The organism is Flavobacterium sp. SH_e, from assembly GCF_025717045.1.
Lineage (GTDB): Bacteria > Bacteroidota > Bacteroidia > Flavobacteriales > Flavobacteriaceae > Flavobacterium.
The window spans coordinates 1,295,669-1,313,935 of sequence record NZ_JAOVZN010000006.1 but is presented as its reverse complement, the minus strand read 5'-3'; the positions used below and the strand labels follow the sequence as shown (position 1 = coordinate 1,313,935).

Here is an 18,267-nt window from a genome sequence, read left to right as displayed (position 1 = left end):
CATTAATTCTTAGAAATATGAAAACACTTAAGTTAATTCCGTTTTTGCTACTGCTGATAGTTACTTCTTGCAGTACCGTGACCGTTTATTCTGATTATGACAAAACTGTCGATTTTACGCCTTATAAAACGTATGCCTATTTTAAGCCCGGAATTGACAAGGTTGAAATATCAGATTTAGATAAAAGAAGAATTTTACGTGCTATTGATGATCAAATGCTAGCTAAAGGTTTTACCAAAAGCGAAAATCCTGACTTGCTGGTAAACATTTTTACAAAATCAAGAGAGCAAGTAGATGTAAACCAATTTAGTGCTGGCTGGGGTTATGGCTGGGGCTGGGGTTGGAATCCTTATATGATGTACGGAGGCCAAACTACAGTTTCTACTTCTACTGAAGGCACTTTGTACATTGATTTAATCGATGCTAAAAAGAAAGAAATGATTTGGCAAGGTGAAGGAGTTGGAACTCTGACAAGAAACATCGATAAAAAAGATGAAAAAATTGCTGAATTCGTTGCTAAAATTTTAGCTCAATATCCGCCAGTAAAAAAATAATTCTTTACATTTGCCTTTCAATCAATAAAGAAAATGACAAACTTTAACAACATTATTATCGCTATTATTAGCATTATTGCAATTCAGCAGTAATGGCGAGGTGTTATATAAGTTTGTAAAATATAATTTATAGAAACCTCCCAATTGGGAGGTTTTTTATTTTAAAAAAGTTTAAGACGAATATTTTTTGCCACAGATTTCACAGATTCACACAGATTAAAAATCATTATAATCCCTTTTAATCTGTGGCAAAAAAATAAAAACAAAACATCATGAGTTTATTTGAAGAAGTACTTAATGCCCAAAAGCATCTTGAAAATGTAGTTGCTGCAACGCCTTTAACGCAAAATTTGAACCTTTCAGACGAATTTGAATCTACTATTTTACTAAAAAGAGAAGATTTGCAAATTGTTCGTTCCTATAAAATTAGAGGCGCTTATAATAAGATTTCTTCTTTAAATGAAAAAGAAAAAGCAAACGGAACTGTATGCGCCAGTGCAGGAAATCACGCTCAAGGTGTTGCCTATTCCTGCAATCTTTTAAAGATTCATGGTAAAATTTACATGCCAAAAACAACTCCAAAACAAAAGGTAAAACAAGTTCAACTATTCGGAAAATCATTTGTTGAAATTGTTTTAACTGGAGATACTTTTGATGATGCTTATGCTTCAGCAACAGCAGATGCTATCAAAAATCATAAAACATTTATTCATCCTTTTGACGACGAAAAAGTAATCGCTGGACAAGGAACTGTTGGATTGGAAATCTTAGAAAGTTTTAAAGAACCTATTGATTATGTTTTTGTACCAATTGGCGGCGGTGGACTCGCTTCTGGATTGTCTGAGGTTTTTAAGCATTTAAGTCCGCATACAAAAATCATTGGCGTTGAGCCGAAAGGCGCTCCTTCGATGAAAACTTCAATTGAAGAAAATAAAAACACACCGCTAAAAACAATTGACAAATTTGTAGACGGCGCAGCAGTAAAACAAGTTGGCGACAAGACTTTTGAAATCTGCCGATACAATCTTGAAGATATTATTCTGGTTCCAGAAGGAAAAGTCTGCACCACAATTTTAAGATTATACAATGAAGAAGCAATGGTTGTAGAACCTGCCGGTGCTTTGACTATTGCGGCTCTTGATTTTTATAAAGATAAAATTAAAGGCAAAAATGTTGTCTGCATTGTAAGCGGAAGTAACAACGACATTGAAAGAACTGCCGAAATAAAAGAACGCTCTTTGCTTTACGAAGGTTTAATGCATTATTTTATGATTCAGTTTCCGCAACGTCCGGGAGCATTAAAAGAATTTGTCAATAATATTTTAGGTCCAGACGATGATATCACTTATTTCCAGTTTGCTAAGAAAAACAGCCGTGAAGTAGGTTCTGTTGTGGTTGGTTTAGAATTGAAAAACAAAAATGATATTATGCCAATCAAATTAAAAATGACCGAAAATGGTTTTGAGTTTCAATACCTGAATGACAATCAAGATTTGTTTACGCAATTGATTGGATAATAAAAAACAAAGGCTGTCAGATGGGATGACAGCCTTTTCAAATTCAATACAAATTACTAATTGAATTGTGGATGTAATTATTGCTTCAAGATTTTTTTCGAATACGAACCTTTACTATCGTTAACTTTTACAATGTAAACTCCTTTTGGCAATCGAGAAATTTCTACTTCAGTTTGATTTCCTTTTACAAATTTTACATTTTTCTTTAAAACTGGCTGTCCAGTAATATTGAAAACCTGGACTTCAGCATCTCCTTCATGATTAGTGTCAATTTTTAAAGAATCATCTGCTTCATTTACAAAAATCGTCATGTCATTTGAGTTTGTATTTTCAACTACAGGCATTTGCGTAGCTAAAGTACTTTTTGCTGCAGAAGATTCAACTTGCACAAATTGCCATTGCTGATTTAAGCCTCCTGTATATGCCCAAACTTGAATATTGGCGCCGTTTGCCGTAGAAACATTTTCAACGTCAAGCGATTTACCGCTGTTTACGTTTATAATTTTATAATAACCAGTGCCAAGACTTGTTACTGTCCACTTAAATTCATTTGAAGATGAGAACGTTTTCTGCTGTACTTTTAATCCATCAGCTGTACCATTGTTTTCAACAGCCAAATACATTCCTGTCGATTTTACAATGATGTAATAATTACCGCTTCCGTCAGAAACAAATTTCCATCTTTGGTTGCTTCCTCCTCCGTTTGTAATATCGTACTGTTGAATTCTGCTTCCGCTTGTTGTAGCATTATCAGCAACGTCTAAACCTTTGTTACTGTTTCTTGAAATAATGTTATAATACCCAGGAAAACCAGTTGAACCTGCCGTTACGGTAATAGCGCTTGTAGCTGTTTTGGCACCATCAACTGTAGTTGCTGTGATAGTGACATTTCCTGCAGCAATTGCAGAAACCAATCCGTTGGAATTTACTGTCGCAACAGAAGTATTGCTCGAACTCCAGTTTACAGCCGTATTTGTAGCATTGCTTGGAGAAACCGTCGCTGTCAATTGCTGTGACTGACCTGCTGTTATTGTAGCTGAAGTTGGGCTTACACTAACTCCAGTAACCGCAACCGGGTTTGATGCTCCCCAAGTAAAAGTAACCGCAGAAGATGCTGGAACTGCATAATTAAATGCTGATGACCCAGAAACTACTTTTATTGTATTGGATGATCCTGCAGAATTATAAACTACCAATGCTGTTGAACCATCAGGATTTTTAAAACCAACTGAAGAAATACTGCCACTAGAACTTGAAGCACTAATTCTTACTGCGCCCGGTTTCACGTATTTAGAAATCTGACCAATAATATAATACGCTACATTTTTAGTATAACTTGTACTATTATTAACTGTTATAGCACCCAAACAAGTACTGCATCCTCCAGGAGTACGAGGCCCAAGACTTGAATTATTTGCAGCATTCCATTCTAAAACTGTTTTAGACCAGTTATTTGTACTACCAATAACAACGTTCTGCATGTGCCAGCCAAAATCTCCGCTAAAGCTTCCGCCCGAACCTGTGTATTGTTCTGTGAAATAAACATTTTTATTGGTTTGAGTTTTTACCGTTGACATTGCTGAGATATTTCCTAAATACAAGTGAAATGCCGCTCCGTCAACATAAGAACTGTTATTTAAGACATCAATTGGGTAAGCTGTATTATCGCAATTGTGGTCAAAAGCAATAATCTTGATGTTTCCGTAACCCGCTGCAGCCATTTGAGGTCCAAGCTGTTGATTAATGAAATTCTTCTGTTCTGTAGAATTCATCAGCATACTTGGTTCGTTGTTTGGATTTTCTGGCTCGTTTTGTGGTGTAATTCCCCAAATATTAATACCTTGTGCTTTCATAGCATCAAAATATTTTACGAAGTATTTCGCATACGCTGCATAATATTGCGTCTGCAGAGAACCTCCAACCCAAGATCCGTTAGTTTTCATCCATCTTGGTGCAGACCAAGGCGTTGCCAAGATTTTGATGTTAGGATTAATGAGTAAGATTTTTTTAAGGATTGGAACCAAATAAGTCAAATCAGGCCCGTTCAAGCTGAAATTGTTCATGTTTGTGTCGCCCGAAGTTTCGTTATAACTGTAAGACGAGCTGCTTAAATCTGAAGCTGCGATACTAATACGAACTACACTTGCATTTAATCCTGTTGTCGGATTGTATAAATCATTTAACAATTGGTTTTGTTGAGTGGCAGCCATTCCAGAAATGACTTCACAGCTTCCTTCGGTAAGGGTATAACCAAACCCATCCATGGTTTGATAAGTCGTTCCTGCATTTACTGTTACAGTTGAAGGATTGGTTCCCGAATTGGTTCCGAAACTTACAGTAGCTTGCTGCTGTAATAATTTAGTCTGATCTCCTGTAGTCATAAAAGGAGTTACCGTCTGAGCATTTAAGCTGTTCATGAATAAAAGCGTACCGCAACATAATAGTTTCAACGCTTTACTTACCCGAATTGTAGGTGTTTGAGTAGTTTTGTGCATTCTTTTGTGGTTTTGGTTTGATAATTAGTTTTTTCTTATTTATTCAGTTTTATTTTACTAAAACAGCACAATATTATGAGTATTTTTGCAACATTCTCATTTTTTTAACTTTACAAATACACATCAAATTAAAAAAATAGATATAACAAAAACTCATCTAATCTATTTTCAAACCATTGAAAAACAATATTTTAAAAAATTAAAAATCATAAAAAACTTACCATCTAAAACCAATAAAACTCATCATTAAACCAAAAATTCGTACAAATCCTGTACAACCGCCCTTTTTAGGAGCATTTATAAGGTTAAATGATAATTATCAGGAAAGTAAAAAGAACTTAAATTGTATTTTTGTATTTTACTTTTATACCTAAAAAAATGACATCTCTAAAAGATATTTCTACTATAGAAGACGTTCAGCAAATGGTTAACAGCTTTTATACAAATGTTAGAAAAGACGATTTAATTGGTCCTATATTTAACGATAAATTACAAGATCGCTGGGAGCCACATTTACAAAAAATGTACAACTTTTGGCAGACGATATTGTTTGATGTCCGTGCTTATTCTGGAACTCCATTTCCTCCACATAAACAGTTACCTGTAGATAAAACACACTTTGACCGCTGGATTGCCATTTTTAACACAACAATAGATTCACAATTTGCAGGCCCAATAACTGAAGAAGCCAAAATGCGTGCTACTAATATGGCTTTCATGTTCAGCCATAAAATCGAATATTTTAGGAATGCAGAAAATGAAATGAGAAACGCAACTAAAAAACCTTAAAAAGTATAAGATTAATAAGCAATAAAACTTTACAATTCGATATATTTGAGTTAAATGAATTAAACCCAAATCTATTTATGAAAAAAGTAATTTTCTTTATTGCAGTCTGTTTCTCTTTTTTAAATCAATTATCAGCACAATCTCAAGCTCCCACTTCTAATTTATACAAAGGAACTGTCGATGGAAAAACTCCTATAACTGTTTACATTAAAACAGAAGAAAATCCATGTACTGCCGATTTGATGTACACTTCAATGTATCGTTATAATAAATCAAAAAACTGGATTCAGCTTAATATTACTCAAAACACAAAAAAAGAAAATGAGTTTGTAATGGTTGAACAAGGTTTCAGCGGTCTTTTGATTTTACAAAAAACTGGGAACACTTTTTCGGGATTATGGATTAGTCCCGATACTAAAAAACAACTAAAAGTAGATTTGAAAGAAATGACAATGACCAAAAAAGAACTCGAAAACTACGAAAAGACAATGGAGAAAGTGAACTACGAAAATAACGACTGCTAAACACGCTTTTAACACAAGTCATAAAACTTACAAAAACGCAATAAAACTTACTTTCAAATAAAAATTTTGTGATGAATGATAAGAAATCGAGCTGTAAATTCGTAATTTTACAATCTAATCTACATCGTTTTCGAAATGAATCCAAATATTGAAACCAATCCGTTATTAGAGCGATTGCCTAAACATTTACAGCAATTTATTAAACCTCAAGATTATAGCGATTACACCCCTATCAATCAAGCAGTTTGGCGATATGTTATGCGTAAAAATGTAGATTATCTTTCTAAAGTTGCGCATCATTCTTATTTGGAGGGTTTACGCAAAACGGGGATCGAAATTGATTCTATTCCGAGTATGTATGGAATGAACCGAATTCTAAGCGAAATTGGCTGGGCAGCGGTTGCTGTTGACGGTTTTATTCCGCCAAATGCTTTTATGGAATTTCAGGCTTATAACGTTTTGGTTATTGCTTCAGACATTAGACAATTAGAACATATTGAATACACTCCTGCTCCAGACATCATTCATGAAGGTGCAGGCCATGCTCCAATTATTGCCAATCCTGAATATGCTGAATATTTAAGACGTTTTGGTGAAATTGGCTGTAAAGCGATTTCTTCTCATAAAGATTATCAAATGTACGAAGCAATTCGTCTGCTTTCTATTTTGAAAGAAGCTGAAGATACGCCACAGGAAAAAATTGATGAAGCTGAAAAAGCCGTTGCCGATTTACAAAATGATATGGGCGAACTGTCTGAAATGGCTCAAATTAGAAACCTGCATTGGTGGACGGTTGAATACGGTTTGATTGGAACAGTTGAAAACCCTAAAATATATGGCGCTGGATTGCTTTCTTCAATTGGAGAAAGCGCCCACTGTATGACCGATAATGTAAAGAAAATCCCTTATGATATTTCTGCAGCCAATCAAAATTTTGATATTACACAATTACAGCCGCAGCTATATGTAACTCCAAATTTTTCTTATTTGAGTTTAATTCTCGAAGAGTTTGCCAATAAAATGGCTTTACGAACTGGAGGTCTTTCTGGAATTAAAAAACTGATTCAATCAAATGCTTTAGGAACAATTGAACTGAGTACAGGTTTACAAATTTCGGGAGTTTTTACTAATGTGATTGAAGAAGAAGGTAAACCAGTTTACATTCAAACTACTGGAAAAACAGCACTTTCTTACAGAGAAAAAGAATTAGTTGGTCACGGAACCCTAACACATCCACATGGATTTGGAAGTCCGATTGGAAAATTGAAAGGCTTTAATCTCGCAATTGAAGATATGAGTCCGAAGGATTTGCAAGCTTACCGAATTGTAGAAAACGAAACGGTAAAATTGGAGTTTGAAGGAAATATTGTGGTTGAAGGAGAAATCATTACAGGCTCTAGAAATTTACATGGAGAAATCATTTTGATTAGTTTTAAAAATTGTACCGTAACTCATGGCGAAACGATTTTGTTTCAGCCAGAATGGGGAAATTACGATATGGCAATTGGCAAAAAAGTAATTTCTGCTTTTTCAGGGCCAGCCGATGTGAATAGTTTTGACTTAATTAATATCGTTCCTTCAACCAAAACGATTAAAGCAAAACATACAGATGAACGTGACGAATTAGAGCATTTATACGCAACTGTTCGTGACATTCGAAATAAAAAAAATGCTGACATCAACTTGCAATCTGTTTTCGAAAAACTAAAAAACAATCATGCAAACGATTGGCTTTTAGCTATCGAAATCGCTGAACTTTTGAAAGATTCAAACGAAAAACAGCTTTTGCAAGAAGTTTTAATTTATCTAGATCAATTGAAAGAAAGACGCCCTGAAATCGCACATTTAATTTCTGGCGGATTGGATTTGATTTTTGACAGTTCTTTACCTAATTTGCCACAAAGGCACTAAGACGCAAAGTTTTTTTATTGGTTGAGTTTTTTAAGCATGTTTGTCATTTCGAGGAACGAGAAATCACACTCGGGATTCGACAAGGATTGACGATTATGATTGCGGAGTTTCTAGTGTGATTTCTCGTTCCTCGAAATGACAAGATTGTGAAAATTCTTTGCGACTCTGCATCTTTGCTAGATTCTTTTATAACTTTGAATTCAAATCCTGAGTCAGCTCTGTTTCCGATTCAATCGTTTTTCCGTTGTATTGTAATTTCCAACCCATTGAATTCGTCATGATTAAAATCTTAGACAATTCGCTAATTAGTCTATTTTGAGCGTTGGTTTTAAGGGTAGAATTTTGGATTTTTTTAGCCAGATTCGCTTTAACAGATTTGTTGATTTTATTATAATCGTCACCTGTAAACGGATTCAGTTTGCTTTGTTCAACATCATAAAACTGAATATCTGGATTTATAGTAATTTCTTCTTTTGGAATATTTAAAATCGTAATGGTTTTATTTTTTTCATCAATATCATATTTCATCTGATGCAAATCGTAGGCAACAGTGACGTTCGCATTGACGACAATCAAAGCTTTTTTCTCAAAAGAAATCATGTCCATTAAATACTTTTGCTGATTTTTATAAGTAATCACTTCAGAGAAATGCCCTTCGGTAACAACCAATTTTCCAACGTTAAGAATCTGCTGCTGTATTAAATTGGTATTATAGTTTATATCAGAATCGTCCTCTTTTTTGAACTGGCAATATTTAAAAGCCAGAACAATTAATAAAACAATAACTCCAATACCTATAATTCTTTTGATCAAGTTTTGCATTCCTTTAAAATATTTAGACCAATTTACTTCATTTTTTTCTTTTTTTAGCCATGAATTACACTAATTACACTAATTTTTTGGAGCGTTTAAAATTTTGCCTTTTCGTATTTTTTATTTGTGAAATTGAAAAACACAGAAGAGAAATTTGTGCTAATTCGTGTAATTTGTGGCAGAAAAAAAATTTAGAATGGATATCCGATAGCAATATTCAAAATCAGGTTATCTTTTCGCCAAGAACTGCTTCCGAAATTAATATCATCAATTATCCATCTTTGTCCGTCTGGCAAAGCAGGATTTCTGAGCGGAATTGCCAAATCTGTTCTTAAAACAAAAAACGATACATCAAAACGTAAACCTACTCCAGCACCAACAGCAATTTCTTTCGTAAAGTCTTTTGAAATTTCTGCTCCAGGTTTGTCCGGATCGGCATGCAAAAGCCAAATATTTCCCGCATCTAAAAACACCGCTCCTTTCACAATGCTAAATAATTTTGCTCGGTATTCGGTATTAAACTCTAACTTTAAATCGGCTGATTGATCTGGTGTATAATTGCTATTTGTTGTAGGCGGAATAACATAACTTCCCGGCCCTAAAGTTCTAGCTCTAAAAGCTCGAATACTATTGGTTCCTCCAACTACAAATTGTTTTGACGCAGGAAGTGTATTCGAATTTCCGTAAGCAAACCCAGCTCCAACAATCAATCTGCTGGCTAATTCGCTTTCTTTTCCTAGTTTTAAATAATGCCTAAAATCGGTTCTGATTTTTACGTATTGACTAAAAGGAACATCAAATATAGTTTTTACTTTATTTGGATAATCTGCGCCAGTGATTAGCCCTGTAAGATTTCCTGCCAAATCCAATTCTCCATTAAAATAAATAGTATTTTTTCGGCGTTTCTGCATTGTATTGGTATACGTATAATTGTAAGTTGGGCCAAAAATCAATTGTTTTTCAATTACTTTTCCAAGTGCTGGATCTTGTTCTATATCAGCTAAATATTCTGGCGTAACATGATTCGGACTTACGTAAGTCACATCGACTACATTCAATTGATGTTCTTTACGAATGTTTTCTTTCCACAAATAACCAAATGAAGTATTAAAAGAATTTAAGGCATACAACTGCGTTCGTTTTTGGTATTCGTAACGAATAGTTGCTTTGGTTCTTGGCACATACTCGCTATTTCCCTCAATATTAAAAGGCGTAATAAATCTTGGCCAAGTTAAACTGACTTCGCCTCCAAGCTTATAAATATTTTTCCCTTTATTTACTCCTCCAAGCTGAAAATCGGCGCCACCAAAAACCGAAGCTGTAAACAATTCTGCACCACGCAAAAAGTTTCGGTTGTTCCAGTTTAGATTTAACTCTGTACCCGTATAACTCGCTGAATTGGTTTTCCCTATAACTTCAACACGAATAAATTTTTTAGGCAAAAGCGTTAAGTAATAGTACGAATCCAAAGCATTATCGATACTGTCGGAAGGCTTAAATTCATTTTTGACAAAGCTGAAAGTTCCAAGATTTACAAAACGGTTCAAAGTCAAATTGTGATCAGTTCGGTTGTATAAATCACCTTTTTTGAAATAAATTGTTCTGTCGTAAACTCTTGGTTTAAATGTTTCTGCTGTATCAATAATCGTAAAATCTTTATATTGAGTAATATTCTTTTTTCTGTAAACCATGCTATCGTTTCCTAGAGAATAATTCGGATAAACAAAAATGTTATTTATTGTATAGGCTCTTAACGCTTTTACTGGAGTTTCGTCTTTAATAACCAATTTAATTTTTACCTCATGATCTCCTTTACTGCTATCTACTTTCGCCAAAAGATAATCGGGATTGAAATAGTAATATCCTTTTTCTTTCAATCTTGCGTCAATACGTTCTCGCTCTGCTTTTATAACATCTAAATCATACGGTTTACCAACTTTGAGCAAACTGCGTCGACTTGACTTGGCAATTATTTTTGACATTTTTAAAGAATCGTCTGGAAATGTGACGCTTTTTATTATGTATTGTTTTTTAGGAACAACGGTATATTCTGCTGTTACTCTTTTATTTCTTACTGTCGAGTCGGCGCTGACACGAGTTTTAAAATAACCTCTGTTTTCTGTGAAATTTCGTAAAACTGAAGCATTATAATCTAAATCGACTTTGCTAAAAAGTACTGGCTCTTCTCCAACCTTATTTCGAAGCCAATATCTAAATCCTTTCTGTTTTTTGGGTTCGCCAGCAATATTATAAAACCATAATTTTGGGCGTAAACCTAAAAAAGTCTTATTTGGTTTTGGACGAAGAAGACCTTCCAGCTCGGTTTGCAGTGCTTTTCTATCTTTCTTTTTCATGATAGAATCTTTCACTTTTACCGAACCGCCTGTGTAAAGCAAATCGCCTTCTGGAAGATATTTTGTATTACTGCATCCAAAAATAAAAAAGAAGGATATCAGCACAAAATACTTTGCAAAATGATTATTAATATGATTATGTTTTTTGTTCATTCCTTTCAATTTGATTTTCCTGCAATTTCTCCTTCTCTTTATCTTCCTTTTTTTTCTGTTTTTCTTTTTCTTTTCGAAGTTTTTCCTCTCTTATCAATTCTTTTTCTTTTTCAGTGCGATGGAAAAGTTCTCTGAATTTATTGTAACTCATTGTGATAATAAAAGCGACACCCGTTTCTATAACCTGCCCTTCGACTGCCACCTGATACTGATTTTTTCTGTAAGCACGAACCATATAACGGCCGTCTTTCGTTAATTGATAATCCAAAGCGACATCTCCGGCAATATTGGTACTTTCTTCATTGGCTCGCTCCGCGCCTTCTACTCCAAAACTGCTTCCAACAGTTACTTTTAATCTGTCATCCAACAGTTTTTTTGAAACCTCCACATTCAGATCGGTTCTGTTTTGCATGGTTCCAGAAGTATAATCTTCAGACGATTCCAAATCAAAATTGACTTCAAATCCTGTAATTAATTCTCCCGCTAAATTATTCAGTTGCTGAGAAAGTATTTTGCTCACACTTTGTCTTGCCATTGTTTCAGCACTTATGCCTCCACTTTGACTCGCAAATGGATTTTCGCCCACAAAACGATTTAATAATAGAAGCGCAAAAACCTGTTTATTCAATTCTGCAGGATCTTGTTCTAATTGTTTCAACTTGGTTTGCGTCATTGTAACCACATCTGTAGAAACATTATAATTTCCATCTGGCAATACAATTCCAAATGAAATTTCAGGCTTCATCAACTCGCCGTTCATTTTCAATAAAGTCTGAAACGGAAGTTTTTGTTTGTAAGTGTTTTGAACCGCCTGAGTCTCACTTTGTAATTGTTTTCCAAGTAAATCAATTGGTGCTGCATCAACCTTATATATAGCCGTAATGCTTACGTTTGCCATAGTCGGTTCACCATTCCAGGTAATAAAACTTCCTTTTTGAATATCAAATTTTCTTTTGATTCCGTTAAAATTCATTTGATAAGCACCATCCGAAAACTCATATTTTCCAGTCAAAGTTGTTTTTCCAGATTTATCAATTCCTCCAACTAATTCTGCTTCTCCTTTCAAATTTAAATAATCGCCATTTGCTTTATCAATCAGCAGCGTCAATTCAGCCTCTTTATCAATCGTAATGGCAACGTTAACGTCCATTCCTTTTAATTCGGATTGATCTAATTTATTCTGAAGATCAACTGTTTGTTTGAGGTACATATTGTCTTCGTCAACAAACTCTACAATTCCTTCACGGTCTGCAATTGAAGGATCTGATTGAGGCATTACAACTGTAAATTTGGTTTCTTTATTGATTTTAAGCGTTCCATCAACAACTGGACTATCTAGATTTCCTTTAATATTCAGTTTTGTATCCAAAAACAAATCGCCATAAAACAAATCATTGTCTTTTGCTTTTGAATGAATTGCTCTAAAATCGTTTGCTTCAACAACCAGATTAAAATTGTATTTAACAAAATCAGGAGATTGAATCGTTCCATTTACATATAATTCATTGTCATTTTCATCGAAAAGAGAGAATTTATCAAATGAAATGGTTTCGTTATTGAAAGTAATTTTTTCGTTTTTAGTTTTAAAATAGGAATTCAGTTGCGTTACTCTAAAACCAGCGTCATTAAAGTTTAATTCTCCATTAATTTTTGGAGCAGAAGTATTTCCTGTCAATTTAAAATTTCCAGATAAAAAGCCTTGACCTTCGGTAATATTTCCCATACTGAACCCCTGAATACTTTTGATGTACAGTTTGTTAATTACAACATCAAAATCAAAATTTCCAGCATCTAATTGATAATCTCCTGTCAGTTTTAGATCATTTCCTTCGTCGCTCAAAGCTACGTTCGCGGCAAGCGTATTGGCAGTTTTATTGTCAACTTTTATTTCTAAATCACCAACTTTTGATCCTTTAAAAGTAAAATCATCTATTTTTAAATCTGATGTAAAAGTTGGATTTGTCATTACATTTTCAACCAAAGCATTTCCGTTTATCAAACCTTGCATTAGCAACTCGTCTTTTTTAACCATGTTCATAATGGTTTCAATTTTGAAGTTTACAAAGTCGATTTGTAACGGCGCATTATCTTGATTTCCTTGCGATTGTACTTTTAATTCATTTCCGTTATTATTCAAATTGAATTTATTGACATACAGTCTTTTTCCTCCAAATTCAATTGAGTTTTCTGGATCGACATTCCAGTTGTCATAATTTAAAATGAAGTTTTCAGAATCCAGTTTTACTATATTTTTAGAATCTTCTGCTTTAAATTCACCTGCAATAAAATACTGCTGTTTTTGTTTTGCATCTTGAACTTCAAGCGCATACGTCAAAATATTATTTTGAACTTCTCCACTTAAACTTGTAAACGGAATTTTTAAAGAACCGCTTTCAATTGTAGCAACAGAAACGGAATATTCTAAAGCATTTTCTTTAGCCTCTATATTGATTCTTCCGTCAGAAATAGTGTTATTCGCGTAAACAATTCTCGGAATCGTCCCTTTTACTTCTAAGGAATCAGTCTGATTATTGTATTTCCCATTGATTGTAAAAGGCTCTAAACCCGTAAGTTTTGGCAACAATTTAAAAAGCACTGGATCATTATCAACTTTCAACATAAACGCCAATCTTTGCTCATCTGATTCTGCATTAACTTTCGGATTTTTAAGATTGATATATTTCGACAATGACTTTTGAACTGAATTTGCCAAAGTCGTCAGTTTGTATTTTCCAGTCACTTCTGCTTTTAGAAATTGAGACGAAATTTTAATAGAATTACTGTCTTTATCTGCGAAAGCCAAAACACGAATCGAATCCAAAACAATTGGCTCAACATCTTGTAAAATCTGAATGTTGGATAAAAATACTTTCCCGTTTAGAAAATCTGGATTACTGTTGGTAATATCGGCATCGACATTTCCACGAAGTTTCATTGGTCCTGCATGAAGATTCAACTTTTCTAAATCGGCAATATCTAAATTCAGTTTTAATTTTACAGTTGGATATTTTTCTTTTGTATCTCCGCTTGCAATTAAATCAAAATTCAAATTTGGATCTTTCATCCCAGATTTTACTGCGAAAGAACCATTTTCTATATTTCCTTTTAAAACCAAATCTCGATAAGTGTATCGATTAAAAACCGCTTTCTGTACTAAACCATCAATCGCTGCATTTGCGGTTTTTGGATCTAAACCATTCCCTTTGACTTTCGCTTTAAGCGTAATTTTTCCGATTGAATCGTTTTTAATTAATCGTCCCAAATCGAATTCCTGTAAAGAAACGTCTGCATCGTATTTTTCTTTTTTCTTGATTCGCTGATCAAATAAAGCATCTACTTTTGCATTTCCGAAACTGCTGTTTAAAGTTAAATTGGTTTTGAAATTCTGTACCGAACCTTTAAATTTTCCTTGTAAGCTTAATTGTGAAGGCAACTGAATGCTTTTCGGAATTGTTCCCACAGGCACAAACATATTGATGTCTTTTGAAGTACTTGAAATCTTCTTGATATTCAGATCATAATAAGCTTTTTGAGCATCAGGAAGTCCGGCAATTTTCCCCGAAAGGGAAACTTTTGTAGAACCGATTCCGCTCATTTCAAATTTCGAAATATTCAAATCTTTTACTTTTCCGCTCACGCGACTGTCCACATACAAAATCGCATTTGGGTTACTTTTAAACGGATTGGTTTTCTGCAAATCAGGAACAAACAATAAAATATCTTTGAAACCAATTTTTGACTGTTTCAAATTGGCATCAATAGCAAGATTTCCTAAATCTTTTTGAAGCGATTCTAGTGATTTATATTGCGCCTTAACTTTATCCTGAACAAGAGTTTGTGGCGTTTTTAAATACAGATTTTCTAACGAGGCGTTTTTTGGACCATAAAAGAAATCTGTTTTTAAAGCTTGAATCTGCAAACCGCTTTTTTCGTTTACGGTCAATGTTTTGATATTTCCAGAAATGGTATCATTCCCGTAATACAATTTTTCGGCTTTAAAGTTGAATTTATTCAAATCCAAGTGCGCATAATCAATACCTTTTGTTTTGGGTTTTGACTGCATATCGTCAAATTTGAAAGCGATATTTTCTAGATTGGTTTCGTTGAGTTTTACTTTCCAGCCTGCTTGTTTTATGGCTGTTGTATCTAAATCTGGAGCTTGAATTTGTTTGTCTTTTGCGCCTAATCTTAGATTTCCGCTAAGATTTTTTACTTCGAAAGTATCAAAATCTAAAAGCTGTTTGTTCAAATCAATTTCGTTTACGGCGAGATTTAAATTTCCTAAACGAATGCCCGAATTTAATTTGGAATCTTTATTATCGTATAAAACATCGATTTTAGACAAAGCTATTTTATCTAGTTTCAGTTTAAAATCTGGACGTTTTGAAACAGTGTCAACGGTTTTAACAGAAACTTCAGCAATTTTCTCGACAACATCTTGATCTAAAACCACTTTCAATCCATTCAAATTGATATTTGGAATATTAAAATCCATTTGATCCAAATCAAACTTTTTAAATTTAGTATCAAAATGAGTCAAGTTTACCCGAATATCATTTTTCGAAAAATCATCTTTAAAATTAAAATTAACTTGATCGAGATTGACTTTTACAACAGAAATTTTGAAAGGTTTAGCTTCCGGATCTTCTACTTTCGGTTCTTTAGATTCAAATGCTTTTATGATGTAATCGAAATTGAAAACGCCATCTTTGTTTCTTGAAATATTGGCTTTTACGTTTTCTAATGAAACTGAATTGATTTCCAGTTCGCTGCTTACCAATTTAAAAAGATCAACATCAACTTCTAATCGTTTACCAGCCAGCAAAGTATCTTTCTTTTGATCTTCAAAGTAAAAACCTTCCAGCACTACATCTTTTGGAAATTTTATCGAAATATAATCTAAGGAAACTTTGGTCTTTATTTTATCCTGAAGATAAGTTATGGCTTTATTTTTAACGAAATTCTGAACCGATGGAACCTGAATTAAGATTATTAGAAGTAATAATAGCGCAACCACAGAAACCACGCACCATAATAGGACACGAAAGATTTTTTTAAAAAAATGTCTGGGTTTCTTATTCATACGTCAATAAAATCTTCTAGATTCAAATTGCTTCTGAAAAAAGCAGGGTTATACATTTTACAAAAATGTAAAATTTAAACCTTAACAATTTACATAATTATGAGGAATTATTCTAAAATTTTATTGCAAACTGATTTATTAAGACCAATAAAAAAAGCCAAACAATAAAATTATTTGGCTTTAAGATTTTCTATATGATTATATATATTTTACTAATAAGAATATGTACATGCAAAAGATATTGCTTTATAATTCATTTCATTAGGAAAATTATTCTCATCAAAAGCATATGCTATCTCATTGGTATAAGTAGAATTATTTGCCAAAGTAACCGTATAGCTTATTACATTATTAACCGATGAGCTAATTTGTGGTTGTTCCTGAAAGATTTTATTAAAACCCAGAACATTTCTCATCGGACTATTTTTATTATCATACTTATAGACTGTTGTAGCATATGAAGTTTCATATTTTATTATATTTCCATCTTTTAATGTATAAATATTCTTTTCAGAAATGATTTCTTCCACACCAGTGGAAATAGTAATTTTAGTTACTACAAATGAAACAACATCATTAGATTCATAGGTATAAGAATATTTGTCATAGTAGTCTTGTCCCGGAAGTTTTCGCAAATAAGTTGTCAGTTTTCCATCCGTATAAGCATACTCATCTGTAAAATCCGAAGCCTCTATCTTTGTTATTAAATCCCCAGTATAAGTATATTTCACAACATAATTGTTAGCATACGTTTTGCTAACGATTTTATTCCCATCAAAAGCAAAATCAATAGTCACTGGATCACTATTAAGACTGGAAATAATTTGTTTTTTCGGTACTCGGCTTGTCTCAGTATTCTGAGCAGAGTTGTCATCGCTTGAACAAGATGTTAACATCATTAGCGAAATGCATAGCAAATAAGTAATTTTTCTGATCATATTTAAAGATATTTATTACAAATAAACATAATTTTAAGATCAAAACATAACAATTTGTTTATTTTTTGTTTTAAATATTTTTAAACCAAAACGTGAAAAAAGTTTTTTTTACACACTAAAATACAATATGAGGCCATTTTTCCTCAACTTTTTTCATTTTCTGTTGAAGATTAGCCAAGAACTTTTTATGCTGTTCTGATTCTGGGTTAAAACTCCTATGACGCAGGCTTTTTTGGATTTCGTCTACTTCCTTCATTACAGAAATACTGTTTTCTGAAACATTATTTTCGCTGAAAAGCTTCCAGATATAATCAATCGCAATTTGGTTGGGATGAAGCATATCTTCGTTATAAAAACGATAATCACGAAGTTCGTCCATCATGATTTCGTAGGAAGGGAAATAATTATGAGTTATTAGTTTTGAATTATGAGTTTTTAAAACCTGATGAAGCGCTGTAAATAAATGCGATTTGCTTAATTGGTTTTCTATAAATCCATCCTTGATATGACGAACTGGAGAAATAGTGAAAATAAAATTAATATTTGGGTTTAAAGTCTGAATAGTGCTAACTGTATTTTGAATACTTTTTTGAATTACTTCTGCTGATAATAATTCTTTTGAAAATTGCTTTTGAGGCACTTTATGGCAATTGGCTACAATTTCGTCTTTTTCAAGATTTCTGTAGATCCAAGAAGTTCCGAAAGTGATAATAATATGAGTTGCTTCTTTGATTTGTTTATAGGTTTCGGTAATTGCTTTGTTAAGTGTTTCCAACAATTCTTGTCGGTCTGAATTACTCAAATCAGAATGAACTTCATAACTATGCCAGCGTTCATTATGAAAGAAAACATCTTTTTCTTCAAACAATTCCTGTTTAGAAACTCTATCAAATAATTTCTCAATTGATACTGGATTAAAAATTATCCCAAACGGATTTGTTTCATTTTGAAATTTAAAATAATCGAATTTCTCCGCCATATTTTCTGCAAAACAAGAACCAATAGAAAGTACTTTCGAATTATAATCAATCGGATTATTACTTTTAAAAATAGGAATCTGGGTTCTAAATTGCATTTCTTTGGGTTTTTAAACAAATTTCGGTTATTTTATTCAACAAAAAAACCAAATACAAAAA

Annotated in this window: 11 protein-coding genes; 5 read left to right on the top strand and 6 right to left on the bottom strand. The window is 33.1% G+C overall.

Annotated elements, in window-relative coordinates; all coding sequences use genetic code 11:
- The first annotated feature begins 17 nt into the window (after positions 1-17).
- Positions 18-554: a DUF4136 domain-containing protein gene (locus OD917_RS16575; RefSeq protein WP_263524503.1), complete on the top strand. Its 537-nt coding sequence runs from the start codon at positions 18-20 to the stop codon at positions 552-554.
- A 272-nt stretch (positions 555-826) separates the two neighbouring features.
- Positions 827-2,071, top strand: a complete 1,245-nt coding sequence (gene ilvA / locus OD917_RS16570) for a threonine ammonia-lyase IlvA (protein WP_263524502.1) — start codon at positions 827-829, stop codon at positions 2,069-2,071.
- Positions 2,072-2,148: 77 nt separating this feature from the next.
- Here the strand turns inward: ilvA and OD917_RS16565 are convergent, their stop codons facing one another.
- Complete coding sequence (locus OD917_RS16565) at positions 2,149-4,566, bottom strand: RICIN domain-containing protein (protein WP_263524501.1); 2,418 nt, start codon at positions 4,564-4,566, stop codon at positions 2,149-2,151.
- Between the two features lie 378 nt (positions 4,567-4,944).
- Between OD917_RS16565 and OD917_RS16560 the strand changes: the two genes are divergently transcribed.
- The 3 genes from OD917_RS16560 to OD917_RS16550 all read left to right on the top strand — a co-directional run bounded on the left by OD917_RS16560 (position 4,945) and on the right by OD917_RS16550 (position 7,790).
- Positions 4,945-5,355, top strand: coding sequence for a group III truncated hemoglobin (locus OD917_RS16560; RefSeq protein ID WP_263524500.1), 411 nt, complete (start codon positions 4,945-4,947; stop codon positions 5,353-5,355).
- A 77-nt stretch (positions 5,356-5,432) separates the two neighbouring features.
- Positions 5,433-5,879: a hypothetical protein gene (locus tag OD917_RS16555; RefSeq protein ID WP_263524499.1), complete on the top strand. Its 447-nt coding sequence runs from the start codon at positions 5,433-5,435 to the stop codon at positions 5,877-5,879.
- 135 nt (positions 5,880-6,014) lie between these two features.
- The gene (locus OD917_RS16550) at positions 6,015-7,790 is read left to right on the top strand and encodes an aromatic amino acid hydroxylase (protein WP_263524498.1); all 1,776 of its coding nucleotides are present in this window, start codon (positions 6,015-6,017) and stop codon (positions 7,788-7,790) included.
- 186 nt (positions 7,791-7,976) lie between these two features.
- Here the strand turns inward: OD917_RS16550 and OD917_RS16545 are convergent, their stop codons facing one another.
- The 5 genes from OD917_RS16545 to OD917_RS16525 form a co-directional block, all read right to left on the bottom strand.
- The gene (locus OD917_RS16545) at positions 7,977-8,612 is read right to left on the bottom strand and encodes a DUF4230 domain-containing protein (protein WP_263524497.1); all 636 of its coding nucleotides are present in this window, start codon (positions 8,610-8,612) and stop codon (positions 7,977-7,979) included.
- 182 nt (positions 8,613-8,794) lie between these two features.
- Positions 8,795-11,110, bottom strand: a complete 2,316-nt coding sequence (locus tag OD917_RS16540; RefSeq protein ID WP_263524496.1) for a BamA/TamA family outer membrane protein — start codon at positions 11,108-11,110, stop codon at positions 8,795-8,797.
- The gene (locus OD917_RS16535; RefSeq protein ID WP_263524495.1) at positions 11,094-16,193 is read right to left on the bottom strand and encodes a translocation/assembly module TamB; all 5,100 of its coding nucleotides are present in this window, start codon (positions 16,191-16,193) and stop codon (positions 11,094-11,096) included. Before OD917_RS16535 ends, OD917_RS16540 begins: the two co-directional genes overlap by 17 nt.
- 212 nt (positions 16,194-16,405) lie before the next feature.
- Positions 16,406-17,131 (bottom strand): hypothetical protein, encoded by a 726-nt coding sequence (locus tag OD917_RS16530; RefSeq protein ID WP_263524494.1) that lies wholly within the window; start codon positions 17,129-17,131, stop codon positions 16,406-16,408.
- Positions 17,132-17,246: 115 nt separating this feature from the next.
- Entirely contained in the window at positions 17,247-18,206 is a 960-nt protein-coding gene (locus OD917_RS16525) for a GSCFA domain-containing protein (RefSeq protein WP_263524493.1), read from the bottom strand.
- Positions 18,207-18,267 lie beyond the last annotated feature (61 nt).

What these genes read in the sequence shown, in the direction of transcription:
- OD917_RS16575 (WP_263524503.1), top strand. Translation starts at nt 18, where the DNA reads ATGAAAACACTTAAGTTAATTCCGTTTTTGCTACTGCTGATAGTTACT.
- ilvA (WP_263524502.1), top strand. Translation starts at nt 827, where the DNA reads ATGAGTTTATTTGAAGAAGTACTTAATGCCCAAAAGCATCTTGAAAAT.
- OD917_RS16565 (WP_263524501.1), bottom strand. Translation starts at nt 4,566, where the DNA reads ATGCACAAAACTACTCAAACACCTACAATTCGGGTAAGTAAAGCGTTG.
- OD917_RS16560 (WP_263524500.1), top strand. Translation starts at nt 4,945, where the DNA reads ATGACATCTCTAAAAGATATTTCTACTATAGAAGACGTTCAGCAAATG.
- OD917_RS16555 (WP_263524499.1), top strand. Translation starts at nt 5,433, where the DNA reads ATGAAAAAAGTAATTTTCTTTATTGCAGTCTGTTTCTCTTTTTTAAAT.
- OD917_RS16550 (WP_263524498.1), top strand. Translation starts at nt 6,015, where the DNA reads ATGAATCCAAATATTGAAACCAATCCGTTATTAGAGCGATTGCCTAAA.
- OD917_RS16545 (WP_263524497.1), bottom strand. Translation starts at nt 8,612, where the DNA reads ATGCAAAACTTGATCAAAAGAATTATAGGTATTGGAGTTATTGTTTTA.
- OD917_RS16540 (WP_263524496.1), bottom strand. Translation starts at nt 11,110, where the DNA reads ATGAACAAAAAACATAATCATATTAATAATCATTTTGCAAAGTATTTT.
- OD917_RS16535 (WP_263524495.1), bottom strand. Translation starts at nt 16,193, where the DNA reads ATGAATAAGAAACCCAGACATTTTTTTAAAAAAATCTTTCGTGTCCTA.
- OD917_RS16530 (WP_263524494.1), bottom strand. Translation starts at nt 17,131, where the DNA reads ATGATCAGAAAAATTACTTATTTGCTATGCATTTCGCTAATGATGTTA.
- OD917_RS16525 (WP_263524493.1), bottom strand. Translation starts at nt 18,206, where the DNA reads ATGCAATTTAGAACCCAGATTCCTATTTTTAAAAGTAATAATCCGATT.